The organism is Candidatus Latescibacter sp. IFSED24 (genome assembly GCF_058273205.1).
Map to the genome: position 1 here is coordinate 90,151 of NZ_CM177850.1, position 15,238 is coordinate 105,388.

The following is a 15,238-nucleotide window of genomic DNA, read 5'->3' on the forward strand; positions in this document are numbered from 1 at the left end:
GCAGAACCCTGGGGCCGGGTCCTGTCAGGCCGACCGGGCAGGAGAAATTGCCCGGTCAGCCAACCAGTTAACAACCTTTTTTCCGCGAACGCCAGCCCCTTTTGTCGGGTATCCGGACGATTATCAGATGCGGAACGAGGTGCCGCAACCGCAGCTCTTGGCCGCGTTGGGGTTCTCGAAGCGGAAACCGCCGCCCATGAGCTTCTTGGTGAAATCCACCTGCAGACCGTCCAGGTAGACCAGCGACCCCTTGTCGCAGACCACCTGCAGGCCGTTCTCCTGCGCGAAGACCACGTCGTTGGCCCGGGCCTGCTCGTCGAAGTCCATGTTGTACTGCAGGCCGGAACAGCCGCCGGATTCCACGTCGATGCGAACGACGGCCGCGTCGAGCCCCTGCTCGTCCATGAGGCGGCGGAACTCGGCGGCGGCGTTTTCGGTGAGATTGATCATGTCGCGCTGTCTCCCGTTTCTCTGGAACACCCCGTCGCAGGAGACGGGGTGGCTGAATCAATACTAAAAAGGTATACATAAAGAATGTATTTTTCCGGGATACGCAAGCGATTCCTATTCGGGCGACGCCTTCCGATCGTGGTGATCCTCGCCTCGGTGCTCGGGAGCGGTTGCCAGGGAGATGGCATGGATATCACCAGTAGCGTCCGCACCCCCGACGAAGTGCGCCGCACCGGCAACCGGCTGCGTGCCGAATCGTCGCTCTACCTGCAGCAGCATGCCCGCAATCCGGTGGACTGGTATCCCTGGGGCGAGGAGGCGCTGTCGCGCGCGCGGGCCGAGGACAAGCCCATCTTCCTGAGCAGCGGCTACTCCTCCTGCCACTGGTGCCACGTCATGGAGCACGAGGTCTTCGAGCACGACGACGTGGCCGCGGCGCTCAACGAGCACTTCATCTGCATCAAGGTCGACCGCGAGGAGCGGCCCGACATCGACGCCACCTACATGCAGGCGGTGCAGATGATGACCGGCGGTGGGGGCTGGCCCATGTCGGTGTTCATGACCCCGGACCTCGAGCCGTTCTTCGGGGGCACCTACATCCCGCACGACCGCTTCCTGGAGCTGCTCGCGCGCATCGACGAACTTTGGCGGACCCGGCGCGGCGAGCTGCAGCGCCAGGCGGGCGAGGTCGCCAGGCAGATCCAGGCCGAGCCGGCGGCGAGCGACGTGGTGACGCTGGCCGTGGACGAGGCATTCCTGGCCGCGGTGGTGGGTGGAGCGGTGGAGCGGTTCGACGAGCGCCACGGCGGCTTCGCCGGCCCCATGAAGTTCCCGGTCCCGGTGCGCTGGTCCTATCTCCTGCATCACTGGCGCCGCACCGGCGCTCCCGAGGCACGGCGGCTGGTGGAGCGCACCTGCGAGGCCATGGTGCGAGGCGGCCTGCAGGACCATGTCGGCGGCGGCTTCCACCGCTACACCGTGGACGCCGGCTGGACCGTGCCCCATTTCGAGAAGATGCTCTACGACAACGCCCAGCTCGCCTCGCTGCTCCTGGAAGCCGGCGTGGCGCTCGACCGCCCCGATTTCACCGCCGCCGGCGTCGACGTGCTGCGCTTCCTCGATCGCGAGATGTGCGGTGACGAGGGCGCCTGCTACGCGAGCTTCGACGCCGACAGCGGCGGCGAGGAAGGCACCTACTACGTCTGGACGCCGGCGCAGTTGACCGCGGCCGTGGGCCCCGACGACGGTCCGATCCTGGCCGACCTGCTGGGCGTGACCCCCGCGGGCAATTTCGAAAACGCCGCCAGCGTGGTGACCCGGCGCCAGGATCCGGACGCGGTGGCCGCACGCCACGGACTCAGCGCCGCCGAGGTGGCCGACCTCTTCACCCGCCATCGCGAGACCCTGCGCCAGGTCCGCGCCCAGCGCCCCGCACCCGGCCTGGATCGCAAGGTGGTGACGGCCTGGAACGGGCTGGCCATGTCGGCCTTCGCCCACGGCTATCGGGTGACCGGCGACCAGTCGTTTCGCCGGCGCGCCGAGGCCATCGCCGACTACCTCGCCCGCGTGCACCACGATCATGAGGGCCGGCTCCTGCGCGCCAGCAACGCGGGCCAGGCGGTGGGCCAGGGCGTCCTCGAGGATCATGCCCTGCTGGCCATGGGCCTGCTCGACCTCTTCCAGATCACCGGCAAAGCCGAGCACCTGGCTTGGGCCGGGGAGTTGCTCGCCACCATCGACAACGAGTTCGGCCGCGACGGCGGCGGCTGGTACGACACCGCGGTCACGGCGGACACCCCGCTGGGGCGCCGCCGCGATCCCTTCGACAGCGTCATTCCCAGCGGCAGCGCCGTCACGCTGCTGGCCAGATTGACCCATGGCGCGCTCACGGGGGACCTGGAGGCCGCCGCGACGGTGGCCGAGCAGCTGGCGAGCCAGGGCGATCTCATGCGGCGGGCGGGGCTGGAGATGGCGGGGTGGCTCGACGCGGCCCTGCGGTTGCACGGCTCCCTGCGCGAGGTGGTGGTGGCCGGCGATGCCGGCAACGAGGACACCGTGGCGCTCTATGAACTGGTGGCGGGTTCGCTCTCGCCCGGACTGGTGGTGACCCCTGTTCCCGGAATCGGAGCCGCGGAGGCGTTGCTGGAACTGGCTCCCGTGCTTAGATTCAAGATCGCCACCGAAAATGCTGCTCAGGTCTACATCTGTGAGCGTGGATCGTGCCAGAAACCAACCAGTAACTCTATTGAAATCAAAGAATTACTGGGGTTGATGTGAAATCAGCGCTTTTTAGGGATCGTACGATCTTTTTGGTAGACCTGTCATGGCTGTTGTGGTATACTACTCTCACTTCGGCGCAACCCTTGTTAACGGAGGTATAAGATATGGTGCGCATGCGAACGCTGGCTTTCCTTCTTGTCGCGCTCATTATCGGTGCTGGCTCGGCCATGGCCGACGTCGTCTACGACGCCGAGCTCATGAGCGGGTATGTCGTTCCCCCGAGTGACTGCGATGGCTATGGTCAGGCGACGATGATCGTCAACACCGACCGGACATTCGCCTATCTGACTCTGAACTTCGCTGGTCTGGATACTCCCCAGACCGGAGCCGTGCTGCTGGCTGGCGCCGCCGATGAGGCCGGCACCGTGCTGATGGAACTGCCCCTGGGCTCGCCCCTGGCCATGACCGTCGAGTACACCCCCGAGCTGGCTGCGGCCGTCGAGAACGAGATGCTGGCGGTGCAGATCGCCAGTGAGGCCTGCCCCAATGGCGCCATCCGCGGCAACTTCGTCTTCGTGACGGTTGGCGTTGAGGCCCAGAGCTGGACGCAGGTCAAGACTCTCTTCGAGTAAGTCCACCGCTTTTCGCCTGAGTACGACGGAGCCCCCGGATCGGGGGCTCTGCCGTTTCTAATGGAAGACCGCCCTGGCCCTTGCGCTCTGGCGGTACTTTCGTGTTCAATGACGTCGACCGGACCCATGAGCCAGCCCAGGAGCATGCATGCCCGCTCGCGCCGTCCTGTTCGGTTTCCTGTCGCTGTCCGCGCTGCTCGCCGCGGCCGCCGAGCCGCCCGCGCCCGGCGATCGGCTCCCCACTTCGCAGGGCGAGCTCCTCGTCCACCCCTTCGGCCACGCCTCGTTCTTCCTCCAGTGGAACGGCCTCAGCATCGCCGTCGATCCGGTGGGTGGAGCCGCGCGCTATGCCGGCCTGCCCCGGCCGCAGCTGATCCTGATCACCCACCGTCACGGCGACCACTTCGATATCGACACCCTCCGCGACCTCGCCGGCGAACACACCGTGGTGATCACGCCGGCCGACGTGGCCGAGTCGATTCCGGCCAACGATCCGGTGGCCCTGGCCAACGGCGAGGCCACTGTCGCCCATGGCGTGACGGTGACCGCGGTGCCGGCCTACAACCGGACCCAGGACCGCCTCGAGTACCATCCCCGGGGTCGGGACAACGGCTACGTCCTCGACCTGGCCGGCTTCCGCGTCTACATCAGCGGCGACACCGAGGACGTGCCCGAACTGGCCGGACTCGGCAGCATCGACGCCGCGTTCCTCTGCATGAACCTGCCCTGGACCATGTCGGTGAAGCAGGCGGCGACTGCCGCGCGCCTCGTCGCCCCGCGCGTGCTCTACCCCTATCATTTCCGCAATCGAGGCGGCACCATGGCCGACCTCGAGGCGCTCACCGCCGAACTCGCGGCCGAACAGATCACCGAGGTCCGCATCCTCGACTGGTACTAGCAAGGAGTCCTCATGTCCCGCACCCTCGTCACCATCGCTCTTCTGTCGCTGCTTTTGGTCCTGGTCGGCTGCGGCGGCAAGCGCTACCACGAGTCGCTGCAGATGCCCAACTTCAACTACGGCGAACTCCTCGACGGACAGATGGAGCGAGCTCAGAAGGCGCTGGCCGGGGTACGCGACATGCCCTCGGCCGAGGCCGCAGCCCAACGCCTCGGCGAGGTGAACCAGGATCTCGACGACCTGGTCTACAACGCCCCGCGCCTGTCGCCAGAAGGTCAGATCGAGCTGGGTAAGCTGGCGACCGGGCACCTGGCCACGGTGCAGCAACTCGCCCAGGAGATGAGCAGCAATCCGGTGCTGGAGGAGGTGTTCGGGGCCGAGCTGGAGACCATGATCGGGCACCTGCAGGCGCTGGCGACGGGACGGGGGGAATGATGCTCGTCGACACCCATTGCCACCTCACCTTCCCGCCCCTCAGCGAAGACCTCTCCGCCGTCCTCGACCGTGCCCAGGAGGCCGGCGTGACCCGCATCGTCGTGCCGGCCTACGATCCGCGGTCCTGGGACCAGGTCGCCGCCCTGGCCCGCACCTACCCCGGCGTGGTCTTCCCTGCCATCGGCCTGCATCCCTGGGTCGCCGACCAGCCGCTGGACCTCGACCACCTCGCGCGCCATCTCCAGGATTCAAGCGCCGTGGCCGTGGGCGAGATCGGCCTCGACGGCAAGGTCGACACACCGCCTCTGGCGGTGCAGATCCCCGTGCTGGAGAAGCAGCTCGAGCTGGCCTGCGATCTGGGCCTGCCGGTGATCCTGCACTGCCGGGGCGCGTTCGCCGAGACCATCGAGATCCTCGACCGTTTCACGCCGCGACTGAGCGGCGTGGTGCACGCGTTCTCGCGCGCACCCGAGCTGGCGCGGCAGTTCCTGCGTCTGGGCCTGTACCTGGGCATCGGGGGAGCGGTGACGCGACCGCGTGCCGTCAGGCTCCACGAGTCGGTGGCATCCATGCCGCTGGAGCGGCTGCTGTTGGAGACCGACGCGCCGTCCATCGGGCTCGAGGGGATCGATCCCGTGGCCGCCGAGCCGTGCCACGTGCGCGACGTGGCCGCGGCCATCGCCACGTTGCGGGAGGTGGAGCCGGCGGCGATCGCGGCGGCCTCCTCCGCCAATGCCGGCCGGCTCTTCGGCATCTGATCCCGCGCTCAGAATCCCGGCGGTCGCTGTTCGTGCCAGCGGGTGGCGTCCTGGTAAGCCCGCGCCACCATGACCAGGGTGGCCTCGTCGAAGAGGTCGCCCACGAAGCTCACCGAGCGGGGGCCGTCCTCGCCGTGGCCGTTGGGCACCACGATCTGCGGGTGGCCGGTGAGGTTGGTCATGAGCAGGCCGCCGCCAGCGAACGACGGCGTCACCAGCACGTCGACGTGGGCGAAGATCTCCGCGTAATCTTGCATCAGGAGCAGGCGCTGGCGGTTGGCCTGGAGGTATTCCACGGCGGGGATGAACTGGGCGGCGCGGAAGACGTTGGGCCAGGCGTCGCGGATCTGGCGAACCAGCTCGTCGTCGCGCCCCGAGAGCATGAGTTCCTGGAACGCGGCACCCGCCTCGGCCGAGAGGATGCATGCCAGCGGGTAAGGGTCGCGTTCGGGCAGCGGGATGGAGACGAGCTCGAAGCCCGCGTCGCGCAGCACGCCGAGGACGTCGTGGTCCAGGGCGTCTTCGAACAACTCCTCGGTGTAGCCCAGGCAGATCGAGCCCGGATCGAACTCGGGGCGGATGGGCAGCGGCGCGGCCACCACGGTGGGGTCGTGGGCATCGGGTCCCCGGATGGCGTCCAGCACCAGCGCGCAATCCTCCACGCTGCGGGCGATGGGGCCGATCTTGTCCATGGACCAGCTCAGCGCCATGGCGCCGTGGCGACTGACGCGGCCGAAGGTGGGGCGCAGACCGGTCACGCCGCAGCGCGTGCACGGCGAGACGATGGAGCCCCAGGTCTCGGTGCCGATGGCGAACGGCACGAGTCCTGCCGACACCGCCGCTGCCGACCCCGCCGACGAGCCGCTGCTGCCCTGCTCGAGGTTCCAGGGATTGCGGGTCATGTCGCCGAACCAGACGTCGCCCCAGGCCAGGGCGCCCAGGGTGAGCTTGGCCACGATCACGGCACCGGCGGTGTCGAGTCTGGCGACCACGGTGGCCAGCTCGGGGCGCTCCTGCTCGCGGAAAGGTGCGGCGCCCCAGGTGGTGGGATGGCCGGGGAGCGCGAGCAGGTCCTTCACGCCGCAGGGAACGCCGTGTAGCGGGCCGCGCCAGCGGCCGGCCGCCAGCTCGCGGTCGGCTAGGCGGGCGCGGGCGAGGGCGCGGTCCTCGAGCAGGGTGATGACGCAGTGTAGCTGCGGGTCGTGGTCGCGCAGGCGTTGCAGGGCGAGGCGAGTGAGCTGCTCGCTGGTGACCTGGCGCGTACGCAGCAGCTCGGCCAGTTCGCCCACCGAGAGCCAGGCCAGTTCGCCATCGTCGTCCGGACGCTGCAGGCCGGGGTGCTGCCGCCACACCGGATCGGTGCCGGGGACGAGCGCTGCCCGGGCCAGGCTGTCGGCGGCGCCCGGATGCCAGAACAGCGGGTCGAAGCGGAGCGCGGGGGCGACGGCGTTGTCGACCGGGTCGGCGCGCAGGGCGGCGAAGTCGGCGCGCTGGTCATGCAGATTCTCGGCGAGGGAATCGCGCTCGCTGCGGGTCAGTTCGAGGCCGATCACCGTGGCGGCGGCCTGGATGGTCTGGTCGTCCGGGACGGGCGACTCTTGATCCGCTCGATCGCAGGCGGCGACCAGGCAACAGAAGGCGAGCACGAGGGCGGTGAGGGGGAGGCGGAACGGCATCACGGGACCTCCGGCGCTGCGGTGAGCCGGCGCGAATCGCGCTGGCCGTGGCGGGGCTCCTCTGGCATCTTAGCGGCGACCAGCGTTCTCGACGAGTCCTGATCGCCCGGAGGCCTCTCATGCCGCATCGCTATCCGCCACGTTTCACCCGCACCGTCGATCTCTACGGTGCCGACGGCTTCCAGCGGATCCGCCACGGTGGCATCCTCGTGGTGGGCCTGGGCGGGGTGGGGGCCCATTGCGTGACCGCGCTGGCCCGGTCGGGTGTCGGCCGCCTGAAGCTCATCGACTTCGACCGCGTCACCGTCAGTTCGCTGAATCGCCATCCGGTGGCCGGGCCCGCGGATCTTGGCCGGCTCAAGACCGAGGTCCTGGCCGCCTGGGCCGGACAGGTCTGCCCCGATACGGAGGTGGAAGGTGTGGCGGCCTGCGTCGATCCCGAGAACGTCACCGAGCTGGTGCCCACCAACGAGCGCGAGCTCTATCCCGTGCTCGTCGATTGCATCGACAGCGTCGAGGCCAAGGTCTCGCTCCTCGCGCACGGCGTCGAACACGGCTGGCGGGTGCTGTGCAGTCTGGGCGCCGCGGGCAAACGCGACCCGGGGCAACTGCGCGCCGGGGACGTCTTCGACTCGCGGGTCTGCCCCCTGGCCAAGAAGGTGCGGCAGAAGCTCCGGCTGCGTGGTCTCGCAGCGGGGCAGGTGCGCGCGATCTGGTCACTGGAGACGCCGGTGGGGCCGGTGGCCGTGGCGCCCGGGCAGGAGCCGGCCGACGAGCCGCGCATCCAGCGGCGGCAACCCAGCAATATGATGCTGCCCGGAATGTTCGGGTACGCCCTGGCCGCGGAGGCGCTGGGGATGCTGTCCGGATCCGGACACTGACGTTCGCAAACGGACGTTCGCAGCCGAGGCTCTTCATCTCAAGTGACTCCATGACAACGACTTGAATCGTGGCATTCCGGTTGCTCGACCTGGCGCGGAGGTCAAGCATGGATCGACCGGTCGCACCCGAGCATCGTCGCAATCGCCGGCTCCGCCGCCTGGGCCTGGGCGCCGTCGTCATCGCTGCCGTTGTCGCCGCCGCCCTGGTTCTGGGTTCCTGGATCACTCCCGGCGTCGACCGCAGCCGCATTCGCACCGCCCGCGTCGAGCGCGGTCCCGTGAGCGAGACGCTCACCGCCAGCGGCACCGTGGTTCCGCGCCGCGAGACCGTGGTCACCAGCAGCATCGACAGCCGGGTGGCGCGGATCCTGGTGCGCCCGGGCGAGGCGGTGACCACCGGTCAGAGCCTGGTGGAGCTGGACCTGGCCGGCGCCCGCCTCGACCTCGAGCGCCGCGACGACCAGCTCGCCCTCAAGCGCAACGAACGCACCCGCCGCGAGCTGGTCCTGCGCCGCGAGCGACAGGGATTGGCGGGTCGGCTGGCGTTGCAGGAACTCGCGCGCGAGGCCAGCTACTACGAGGCCAGCCGCAACGAGCAGTACTTCGAGCTGGGCCTGATCAGCGACGACGAGCTGCGCCGCTCGCGCACCGAGGCCCGCCGCGCCGAGATGGAGGAGCGGCAGTTGCAGACCGCCCTGGTCAGTGCCGATTCCACCCTGGCGGCCGAGCTGCAGGGCCTGGATCTGGAGATTGCCATCCTGGCCCGCGATCGCGACGACGCCGCCCGCCGCCTCGACCTGGCCGGCGCCGCCAGCAACCGCGACGGCGTGGTCACCTGGGTCCTGAGCGAGGAGGGCGCCACTGTCCGCGAGGGCGATGTCCTGGCCCGGGTCAGCGATCTGAGTGACTATCGCGTCGACGCCCAGGTCGCCGACGTCCACGTCAGCCGCGTCCAGACCGGCCAGCCGGTGGTGGTCGCCAGCGGTGAGCAGCGCCTCACCGGCCACGTGGCCGGCGTGCGGCCCACCGTCCAGGACGGCGCCCTGGTCCTGGAAATCGAGCTGGACCAGCCCGACCATCCCAGCCTGCGCCCGAATCTGCGCGTGGAGGTGCACGTGGTCACCGCCTCGCGCACCGACGCGCTGCGCATCAAGCGCGGCCAGTTCCTGGCCCGCGACGGCAGCTACAAGGCCTACGTCATCGAAGGCGAGCACGCCGTACGCCGCGATCTGGAGCTGGGCCTGGTGAGTTACGAGTACTTCGAGGTGCTCTCCGGCCTGCGCGAGCACGAAGAGGTCATCCTCTCCGACATGAGCGATCACCTGCACCGCGCCGAGGTGCGGCTCCGCTGAGCCGAGTTTCCAAAGGAGCGACCAGACATGAACGATTCCATCGCCAGCGCCGCCATCGACCGCACGCCCGTCGGCATCGGCCAGGGCCTCCAGCTCAGGGACGTGCGCAAGGTCTACCGGACCGACCGCGTGGAGACCATCGCCCTGAGCGACGTGAACCTGTCCATCGCTGCCGGCGAGTTCGTCTCGATCATGGGCCCCAGCGGTTCGGGCAAGAGCACCCTGCTCAACATCCTCGGCCTGCTCGACGCGCCCAGCGGCGGTCGGGTCGTGATCGGCGACCGCGATACCGCCCACCTCGGCGATCGCGAGCGCGCCCGGCTGCGCAACGAGACCATCGGCTTCATCTTCCAGACCTTCCAGCTCATCCCCGATCTCGACGTCCTGGACAACGTCCAGCTCCCCCTGCTGTACCGCCGGTTGCCGGGACACGACCGCCGCGGCATGGCCGAGGTGGCCCTCGCCCGGGTTGGTCTGGACAGCCGCCGCCACCACTTCCCCGGCCAGCTCTCCGGCGGCCAGCAGCAGCGCGTCGCGGTGGCCCGCGCCATCGTCGGCACTCCGGCCGTCCTGCTAGCCGACGAGCCCACCGGCAACCTCGACAGCCGGATGGGCGACGAGATCCTGGACCTGCTCGAGGAGTACAACCGCGACGCCGGCGTCACCGTGGTCATGGTGACCCACGACCAGCGCCAGGCCGACCGCACCCGGCGCACCCTGCGCCTCTTCGACGGTCGCCAGGTGCACCAGGAGGAGCCATGCTGAGCAACTACCTGAAGATCACCCTGAGGGTGCTGGCGCGGCGCAAGTTCTTCACGTTCGTCAGCCTCTTCGGCATCAGCGTCACCCTGGCGGTGCTGCTGCTGGTGGCCGCCCAGTTCGACCACACCGTGGTGCCGCGTACGCCCGAGGGCCGGTTCGACCACGTGCTCATGCTCCGGCGCGTCCACATGTGGGGCAAGAAGACCGACATCTCCTCGAGCGCCGGTTATCTCCTGCTCGACCGCTACTGCCGCGATCTCCCGCACGTCCAGGCGATGGCGGTCAAGAATAGCGGTGAGACCGTGACCAGCTTCTTGGGTGGCCAGAAGATCGCCTCGGACCTCTGTTACGTCGACGCCGCCTACTGGCGCGTGCTCGACTTCCAGTTCCTCGAAGGCCATGCCTTCGACGCGGCCGATGACGCCGCCGGCCGCCGGGTCGTGGTCATCGATGAGCGCACTCGGCATCGCTTCTTCGGCGGGGAACCCGCCGTGGGGCGGTCCCTGACCCTGGGCGCGCGCACCTTCCAGGTGGTCGGCGTGGTGCCCACGGTGCCCATCTACCTGGAGATGGCGCGGGCCAACATCTGGGCGCCGCTGTCGGCCATCCCGGCGGACGACTGGCGCGACTCGTTGCTCTCCGGCTTCTCGGCCGCCTTCCTGGTGGACGACCCCGCCCACTTCGACGCGGTCAAGGCCGCGTTCCAGGAGCGGCTCCAGCGGATCGAGTACCCCGACCCCGATCGCTACGACCAGGCCGAGTCCCGGCTCCTGACCCGCCTCGAGCGCACGGTCCAGACCATGGCCGGCGTCGATCAGGACGCACCCGTGGCGGTGGCCCGCTTCCTGGCCATCGTCGCCGGCCTGGCTGTGCTGTTCATGAGCTTGCCGGCGGTCAACCTGGTCAACATCAACCTCAGCCGCATCTGGGACCGGAGCACCGAGATCGGGGTGCGCAAGGCGTTCGGCGCCTCGTCGGGCGATCTGGTGGGACAGTTCGTGGTGGAGAACGTGTTCCTGTCGCTGCTGGGCGGCCTGCTGGGGCTCCTGCTGGCCGGCGCGGTGATGGCGGTCATGCCCGCCCTGGTGCCCGATCACGTGGTGGTGAAGATGAGCCTGAACTGGCGCCTCTTCGGCTGGGCGCTGCTGCTGGCGGTGTTCTTCGGCCTGATGTCCGGCGTCTGGCCGGCCTGGCGCATGGCCATGCAGCACCCGGTGGACGCCCTGCGAGGAGGTCTGCGATGACCCGGCACGTGCTGAAGCTGATCTGGAACCGCAAGCGCGCCAACGGCCTGATCCTGGTGGAGCTGTTAGCCTGCTTCGTGGTCCTCTGCGCCGTGACGACCATGGGCCTGGACGCGCTGCACCGCTGGCGGCAGCCGCTTGGCTTTGCGGTGGAGCGGCGCTGGGAGGTGGAGATCGACGGCATCCCGTTCTTGGACGTCTCCGACGAGGAGGAGGCGCGCCTGGGCGAGATGGTCCGCGACATGCGGCGCGCGGTGGCCGACCGGCCCGAGGTCGAGCAGGCGGCCCTGGTCTTCAACTCGCCGCTCGCGGGGTCCCGGTCCATCACCGCCACGACCATCGCGGGCCGGACCGTCAGCATGGACCAGGTCGTGGTCGACCCGGCGGCGCGCGAGGTGCTGGCGCTCGAGCTGGTGGCCGGCCGCTGGCTCGAGGAGGGCGACGAGCTGCTCGACTTCACACCCGTGGTCATCACGCGCGACCTGGCCCGCAACCTCTTCGGCGATGAGGATCCCCTGGGTCAACTCATGCCCGTCACCGAGCATGACGGCACGCCGCGCGAAGTGGACGGGCCGGAGGACATCCGCCGCATCGTCGGCCTGGTCTCGGCCTACCGGCGGGACGGACGCCTGGGGGACCCGGTCATCCATGCGGCCTTCTCGGTCAATCGACCCGGTCGCGACTACACCACCTGGAGCAACATCGTCTTCACCGTGGCGCCGGGCACTCCGCGGGCCTTCGAGGAGACGCTCCTGGTCACGTTGCGCGGTATCGGGCCCGACTGGAACTACACCGTGGAGAGCTACGCCGACCGCCAGGACGAGGCACGCACCCAGACCCTCATGCCGCTCCTGCTGGCGAGCATCGTGGCCGGCTTCCTGATCGTCATGGTCGGCCTGGGCCTAGTGGGTGTGCTCTGGCAGGCGGTGATCCGCCGCACCCGCGAGATGGGCCTGCGCCGTGCGCTGGGCGCCACCAACGAAGGGGTGCGCGGGCAGATCATCGCCGAGCTGCTGGGGCTCACCGCGGTGGCGGTGGCCCTGGGGACGCTCCTCTTCTTCCAGGCACCGTTGCTGGGCATGACCGGCTCCATCGGGTATCCTGTCCTGGTCCTGGCGGCGGTGGCGTCGGCGGTGTTGCTGTCCGTCTTCGTGATCGTTTGCGGCCTGTACCCCAGCTGGCTGGCCACGCGGATCGAACCCGCGCGGGCCCTGCAGTGCGAGTAGCCATGAGCGGACCCTCGGTGCTCGTCGTCGACGACGACCACGCGGTGACCACCTCGCTGGCGCTGCTGCTCAAGCAGCACGGCTATACCCCGCTCCGGGCGCCGGGACCCGCCGAGGCTCTGGCGGTTCTCGAGCGCCGGCCGGTGGCGCTGGTCCTGCAGGACATGAACTTCTCCCGCGCCACCACCGGCGAGGAGGGGCTCGACTTGCTGGCGCGGATCCACGCCGGCTGGCCGCACCTGCCCATCCTGCTGATGACCGCCTGGGGCAACATCGACCTGGCCGTGGCCGGCATGAAGGCCGGCGCGGTGGATTTCCTGACCAAGCCCTGGAGCAACGAGCGGCTGATCCAGGCGGTGCGCACGGCGCTGGAACTGGCCGCGGACGAGACACCGGCCGATCCCACCCGCGAGGAACTCGATGCCGCGCTGGACCTGTCGGGCCTCGTGGGCGCCGACCCCGCGCTGTGCCGGATCCTGGCGCTGGCGGGCCGCGTGGCGCCCACCGACGCCTCGATCCTCATCACCGGCCAGAGCGGCACCGGTAAGGAGGTGCTGGCCGAGGCCATCCACCGCAACAGCCGCCGCGCCGGCGGACCTTTCGTGAAGGTCAACCTGGGCGGCGTGGCGCCCACGCTCTTCGAGAGCGAGATGTTCGGCCACGTGCGCGGCGCCTTCACCGACGCCCACCGCGACCGGGAGGGCCGCTTCAGCAAGGCCGACGGCGGCACCATCTTTCTCGACGAGATCGGCGAGCTGGACCCGCGCTGCCAGGTCAAGCTGCTGCGGGTGCTGCAGGACCGCAGCTTCGAGGTCCTGGGCAGCAGCGAGACCCGCACCGTGGACGTGCGCGTGATCGCGGCCACCAACCGCGATCTCGCCGCCGAGGTCGGCCGCGGCCTTTTTCGCGAGGACCTGCTCTACCGCCTGAACTTGATCACCATGGCGCTGCCGCCGCTGGCCGAGCGGCGCGACGACATTCCCCGGCTGGCCACGCACTTCACCGCCCGTGCGGCGGCGGCCCACGGTGTGCCGCTGCCGGCGCTGTCGGCCGACGCCGTGGCCTGGTTGCAACGCCAGCGCTGGCAGGGCAACGTACGCCAGCTCAAGCACCTGGTCGAGCGCACCCTGTTGATCGCCGGCGGCGACGTCCTGACCGCGGCCGCGTTCACGAGCACCGAGACCATGGAACCGGCCGCACCGCCCGCCGACGCCCAGCTGCCTCCGGTGGGTAGCATGACCCTGGACGACCTCGAACGCGCCATGATCACCCGCAGCCTCGAGCACCATCAGGGCAACGTCAGCCGCGCCGCCGAGGCGCTGGGCCTGAGCCGCGCGGCGTTCTACCGCCGGCTCGAGAAATACGGGATGCGGTCGTGAGCCTGCGGCGCGGCCTGACGGTCCATCTCGTCCTGGTGCATGTGGTCCTGGGCGGGATCGCGGGCTGGCTGCTGCGCTCGAGCGGCCCGTCGCTGCTGGCGCTCGAGGTCGGCGTGGTGGTCAGCCTGGTCGTGGGCCTGTCCCTGCTGCAGCGCCTCTTCGGTCCCCTGCGCGTGGTGCGCAGCGGGGTCGACCTGTTGCGTGAGAGCGACTTCACCACCCGCTTCCGCGAGGTGGGTCACGTCGAGCTGGATCCCTTGATCCGCGTCTACAACCAGATGGCCGACCACCTGCGCGAGGAGCGCATCCGCAGCGAGGAGCAGGAGCACTTCCTGCAACGCATCGTCGGCGCGTCGCCCGCGGGCATCCTGACGCTGGACCTGGACGGACGCATCTCCATGGCCAACCCGGCGGCCCGCGCGCTGCTGGGCGACGGCGCCCGCGACGTACGGGGCCAGCGGCTCGCCGAGCTGGGCTCCCCGCTGGCGGCGGCGCTGTCGCGACTCGAGGAGGGCCAGACCGAACTGATCCGCCTGCAAGGGCGGCGCCGGGTCCGCTGCCAGGTCCTGACCTTCATGGATCGCGGCTTCGCGCGGCGGTTCCTGCTGGTCGACGAACTCACCGACGAACTGCACCGGACCGAGAAGGCGGCCTACGAGAAGCTCATCCGCATGGTGAGCCACGAGGTCGGCAACACGGCCGGTGCCGTGGGCTCGCTTCTCGAGTCGTGCCTGCAGTACCGCGAACAGCTCCGCGCCGCCGACCGCGACGATTTCGCCGAGGCGGTGGCGGTGGCGCTGACGCGGACGGGCAACCTCCACCGCTTCGTCCAGGGATTCGCCGACGTGATCCGTCTGCCGGCACCCAACTTGGCGCCGTGTGATCTCCGTGAGATCGTGGAGCGGACCGTCGCCCTGCTGGATCATGAGAGCGTGCGCCGGCACGTGACGTGGCGCTGGTCGGTGACGGACGAACACCTTCCGGTGCTCGCCGACGCGGTCCAGCTCGAACAGGCACTCCTGAACGTGGCCAAGAACGCCCTGGAGGCCGTGGGGCGAGACGGCCGGGTCACCGTGCGGCTCGACCGCCAGGACGGCCGGCCGCGGTTGCGTTTGATCGATTCCGGCGGCGGTGTGCCAGCCGAGGTCCTGGACCAGCTCTTCACGCCGTTCTACACTACCAAGAGCGGGGGACAGGGGATCGGCCTGACGCTGGTCCAGGAGATCCTGCTGGGCCATGGTTGCGATTTCTCGCTGGAGAACGGCGGCGGCGGGACCGCGGTCTTCACCGTGGTGTTCCCAGCGGGGGACCTGGGTTCATGACAA

General features: G+C 69.5%; 14 protein-coding genes. 12 read left to right on the forward strand and 2 right to left on the reverse strand.

Going from position 1 to position 15,238, the window contains the following annotated elements:
- Window positions 1–123: 123 nt before the first annotated feature.
- Entirely contained in the window at window positions 124–450 is a 327-nt protein-coding gene (locus tag IFSED24_RS00355; protein WP_491333237.1) for a HesB/IscA family protein, read from the reverse strand.
- 186 nt (window positions 451–636) lie between these two features.
- Between IFSED24_RS00355 and IFSED24_RS00360 the strand changes: the two genes are divergently transcribed.
- From IFSED24_RS00360 to IFSED24_RS00380, 5 genes are all read left to right on the forward strand, one after another.
- Window positions 637–2,727 carry a thioredoxin domain-containing protein gene (locus IFSED24_RS00360; RefSeq protein WP_491333238.1) on the forward strand — a complete coding sequence of 697 codons (2,091 nt, stop codon included), beginning with the start codon at window positions 637–639 and terminating at the stop codon, window positions 2,725–2,727.
- A gap of 107 nt (window positions 2,728–2,834) precedes the next feature.
- Window positions 2,835–3,302 carry a CHRD domain-containing protein gene (locus tag IFSED24_RS00365; protein WP_491333239.1) on the forward strand — a complete coding sequence of 156 codons (468 nt, stop codon included), beginning with the start codon at window positions 2,835–2,837 and terminating at the stop codon, window positions 3,300–3,302.
- Window positions 3,303–3,450: 148 nt separating this feature from the next.
- Window positions 3,451–4,200 (forward strand): MBL fold metallo-hydrolase, encoded by a 750-nt coding sequence (locus IFSED24_RS00370; RefSeq protein ID WP_491333240.1) that lies wholly within the window; start codon window positions 3,451–3,453, stop codon window positions 4,198–4,200.
- 12 nt (window positions 4,201–4,212) lie between these two features.
- Window positions 4,213–4,635, forward strand: a complete 423-nt coding sequence (locus tag IFSED24_RS00375) for a hypothetical protein (RefSeq protein ID WP_491333241.1) — start codon at window positions 4,213–4,215, stop codon at window positions 4,633–4,635.
- Entirely contained in the window at window positions 4,632–5,393 is a 762-nt protein-coding gene (locus tag IFSED24_RS00380; RefSeq protein ID WP_491333242.1) for a TatD family hydrolase, read from the forward strand. Before IFSED24_RS00375 ends, IFSED24_RS00380 begins: the two co-directional genes overlap by 4 nt.
- Window positions 5,394–5,401: 8 nt before the next feature.
- On the opposite strand, the gene IFSED24_RS00385 is transcribed toward IFSED24_RS00380, so the two are convergent.
- Complete coding sequence (locus tag IFSED24_RS00385; protein ID WP_491333243.1) at window positions 5,402–7,069, reverse strand: amidase; 1,668 nt, start codon at window positions 7,067–7,069, stop codon at window positions 5,402–5,404.
- A gap of 119 nt (window positions 7,070–7,188) precedes the next feature.
- Between IFSED24_RS00385 and IFSED24_RS00390 the strand changes: the two genes are divergently transcribed.
- From IFSED24_RS00390 to IFSED24_RS00420, 7 genes are all read left to right on the forward strand, one after another.
- Window positions 7,189–7,950 carry a tRNA threonylcarbamoyladenosine dehydratase gene (locus IFSED24_RS00390; protein ID WP_491333244.1) on the forward strand — a complete coding sequence of 254 codons (762 nt, stop codon included), beginning with the start codon at window positions 7,189–7,191 and terminating at the stop codon, window positions 7,948–7,950.
- Window positions 7,951–8,057: 107 nt separating this feature from the next.
- On the forward strand, window positions 8,058–9,302 hold the full coding sequence (locus IFSED24_RS00395; RefSeq protein ID WP_491333245.1) for an efflux RND transporter periplasmic adaptor subunit: 1,245 nt from the start codon (window positions 8,058–8,060) through the stop codon (window positions 9,300–9,302).
- A 27-nt stretch (window positions 9,303–9,329) separates the two neighbouring features.
- Window positions 9,330–10,067 (forward strand): ABC transporter ATP-binding protein, encoded by a 738-nt coding sequence (locus tag IFSED24_RS00400; RefSeq protein WP_491333246.1) that lies wholly within the window; start codon window positions 9,330–9,332, stop codon window positions 10,065–10,067.
- Entirely contained in the window at window positions 10,061–11,308 is a 1,248-nt protein-coding gene (locus tag IFSED24_RS00405; RefSeq protein ID WP_491333247.1) for an ABC transporter permease, read from the forward strand. The genes IFSED24_RS00400 and IFSED24_RS00405 overlap by 7 nt, the downstream gene beginning before the upstream one ends.
- Entirely contained in the window at window positions 11,305–12,534 is a 1,230-nt protein-coding gene (locus IFSED24_RS00410; RefSeq protein ID WP_491333248.1) for an ABC transporter permease, read from the forward strand. Before IFSED24_RS00405 ends, IFSED24_RS00410 begins: the two co-directional genes overlap by 4 nt.
- A gap of 2 nt (window positions 12,535–12,536) precedes the next feature.
- Window positions 12,537–13,913 carry a sigma-54-dependent transcriptional regulator gene (locus tag IFSED24_RS00415; RefSeq protein WP_491333249.1) on the forward strand — a complete coding sequence of 459 codons (1,377 nt, stop codon included), beginning with the start codon at window positions 12,537–12,539 and terminating at the stop codon, window positions 13,911–13,913.
- Window positions 13,910–15,235, forward strand: coding sequence for a sensor histidine kinase (locus IFSED24_RS00420; RefSeq protein WP_491333250.1), 1,326 nt, complete (start codon window positions 13,910–13,912; stop codon window positions 15,233–15,235). The genes IFSED24_RS00415 and IFSED24_RS00420 overlap by 4 nt, the downstream gene beginning before the upstream one ends.
- Window positions 15,236–15,238: the final 3 nt, after the last annotated feature.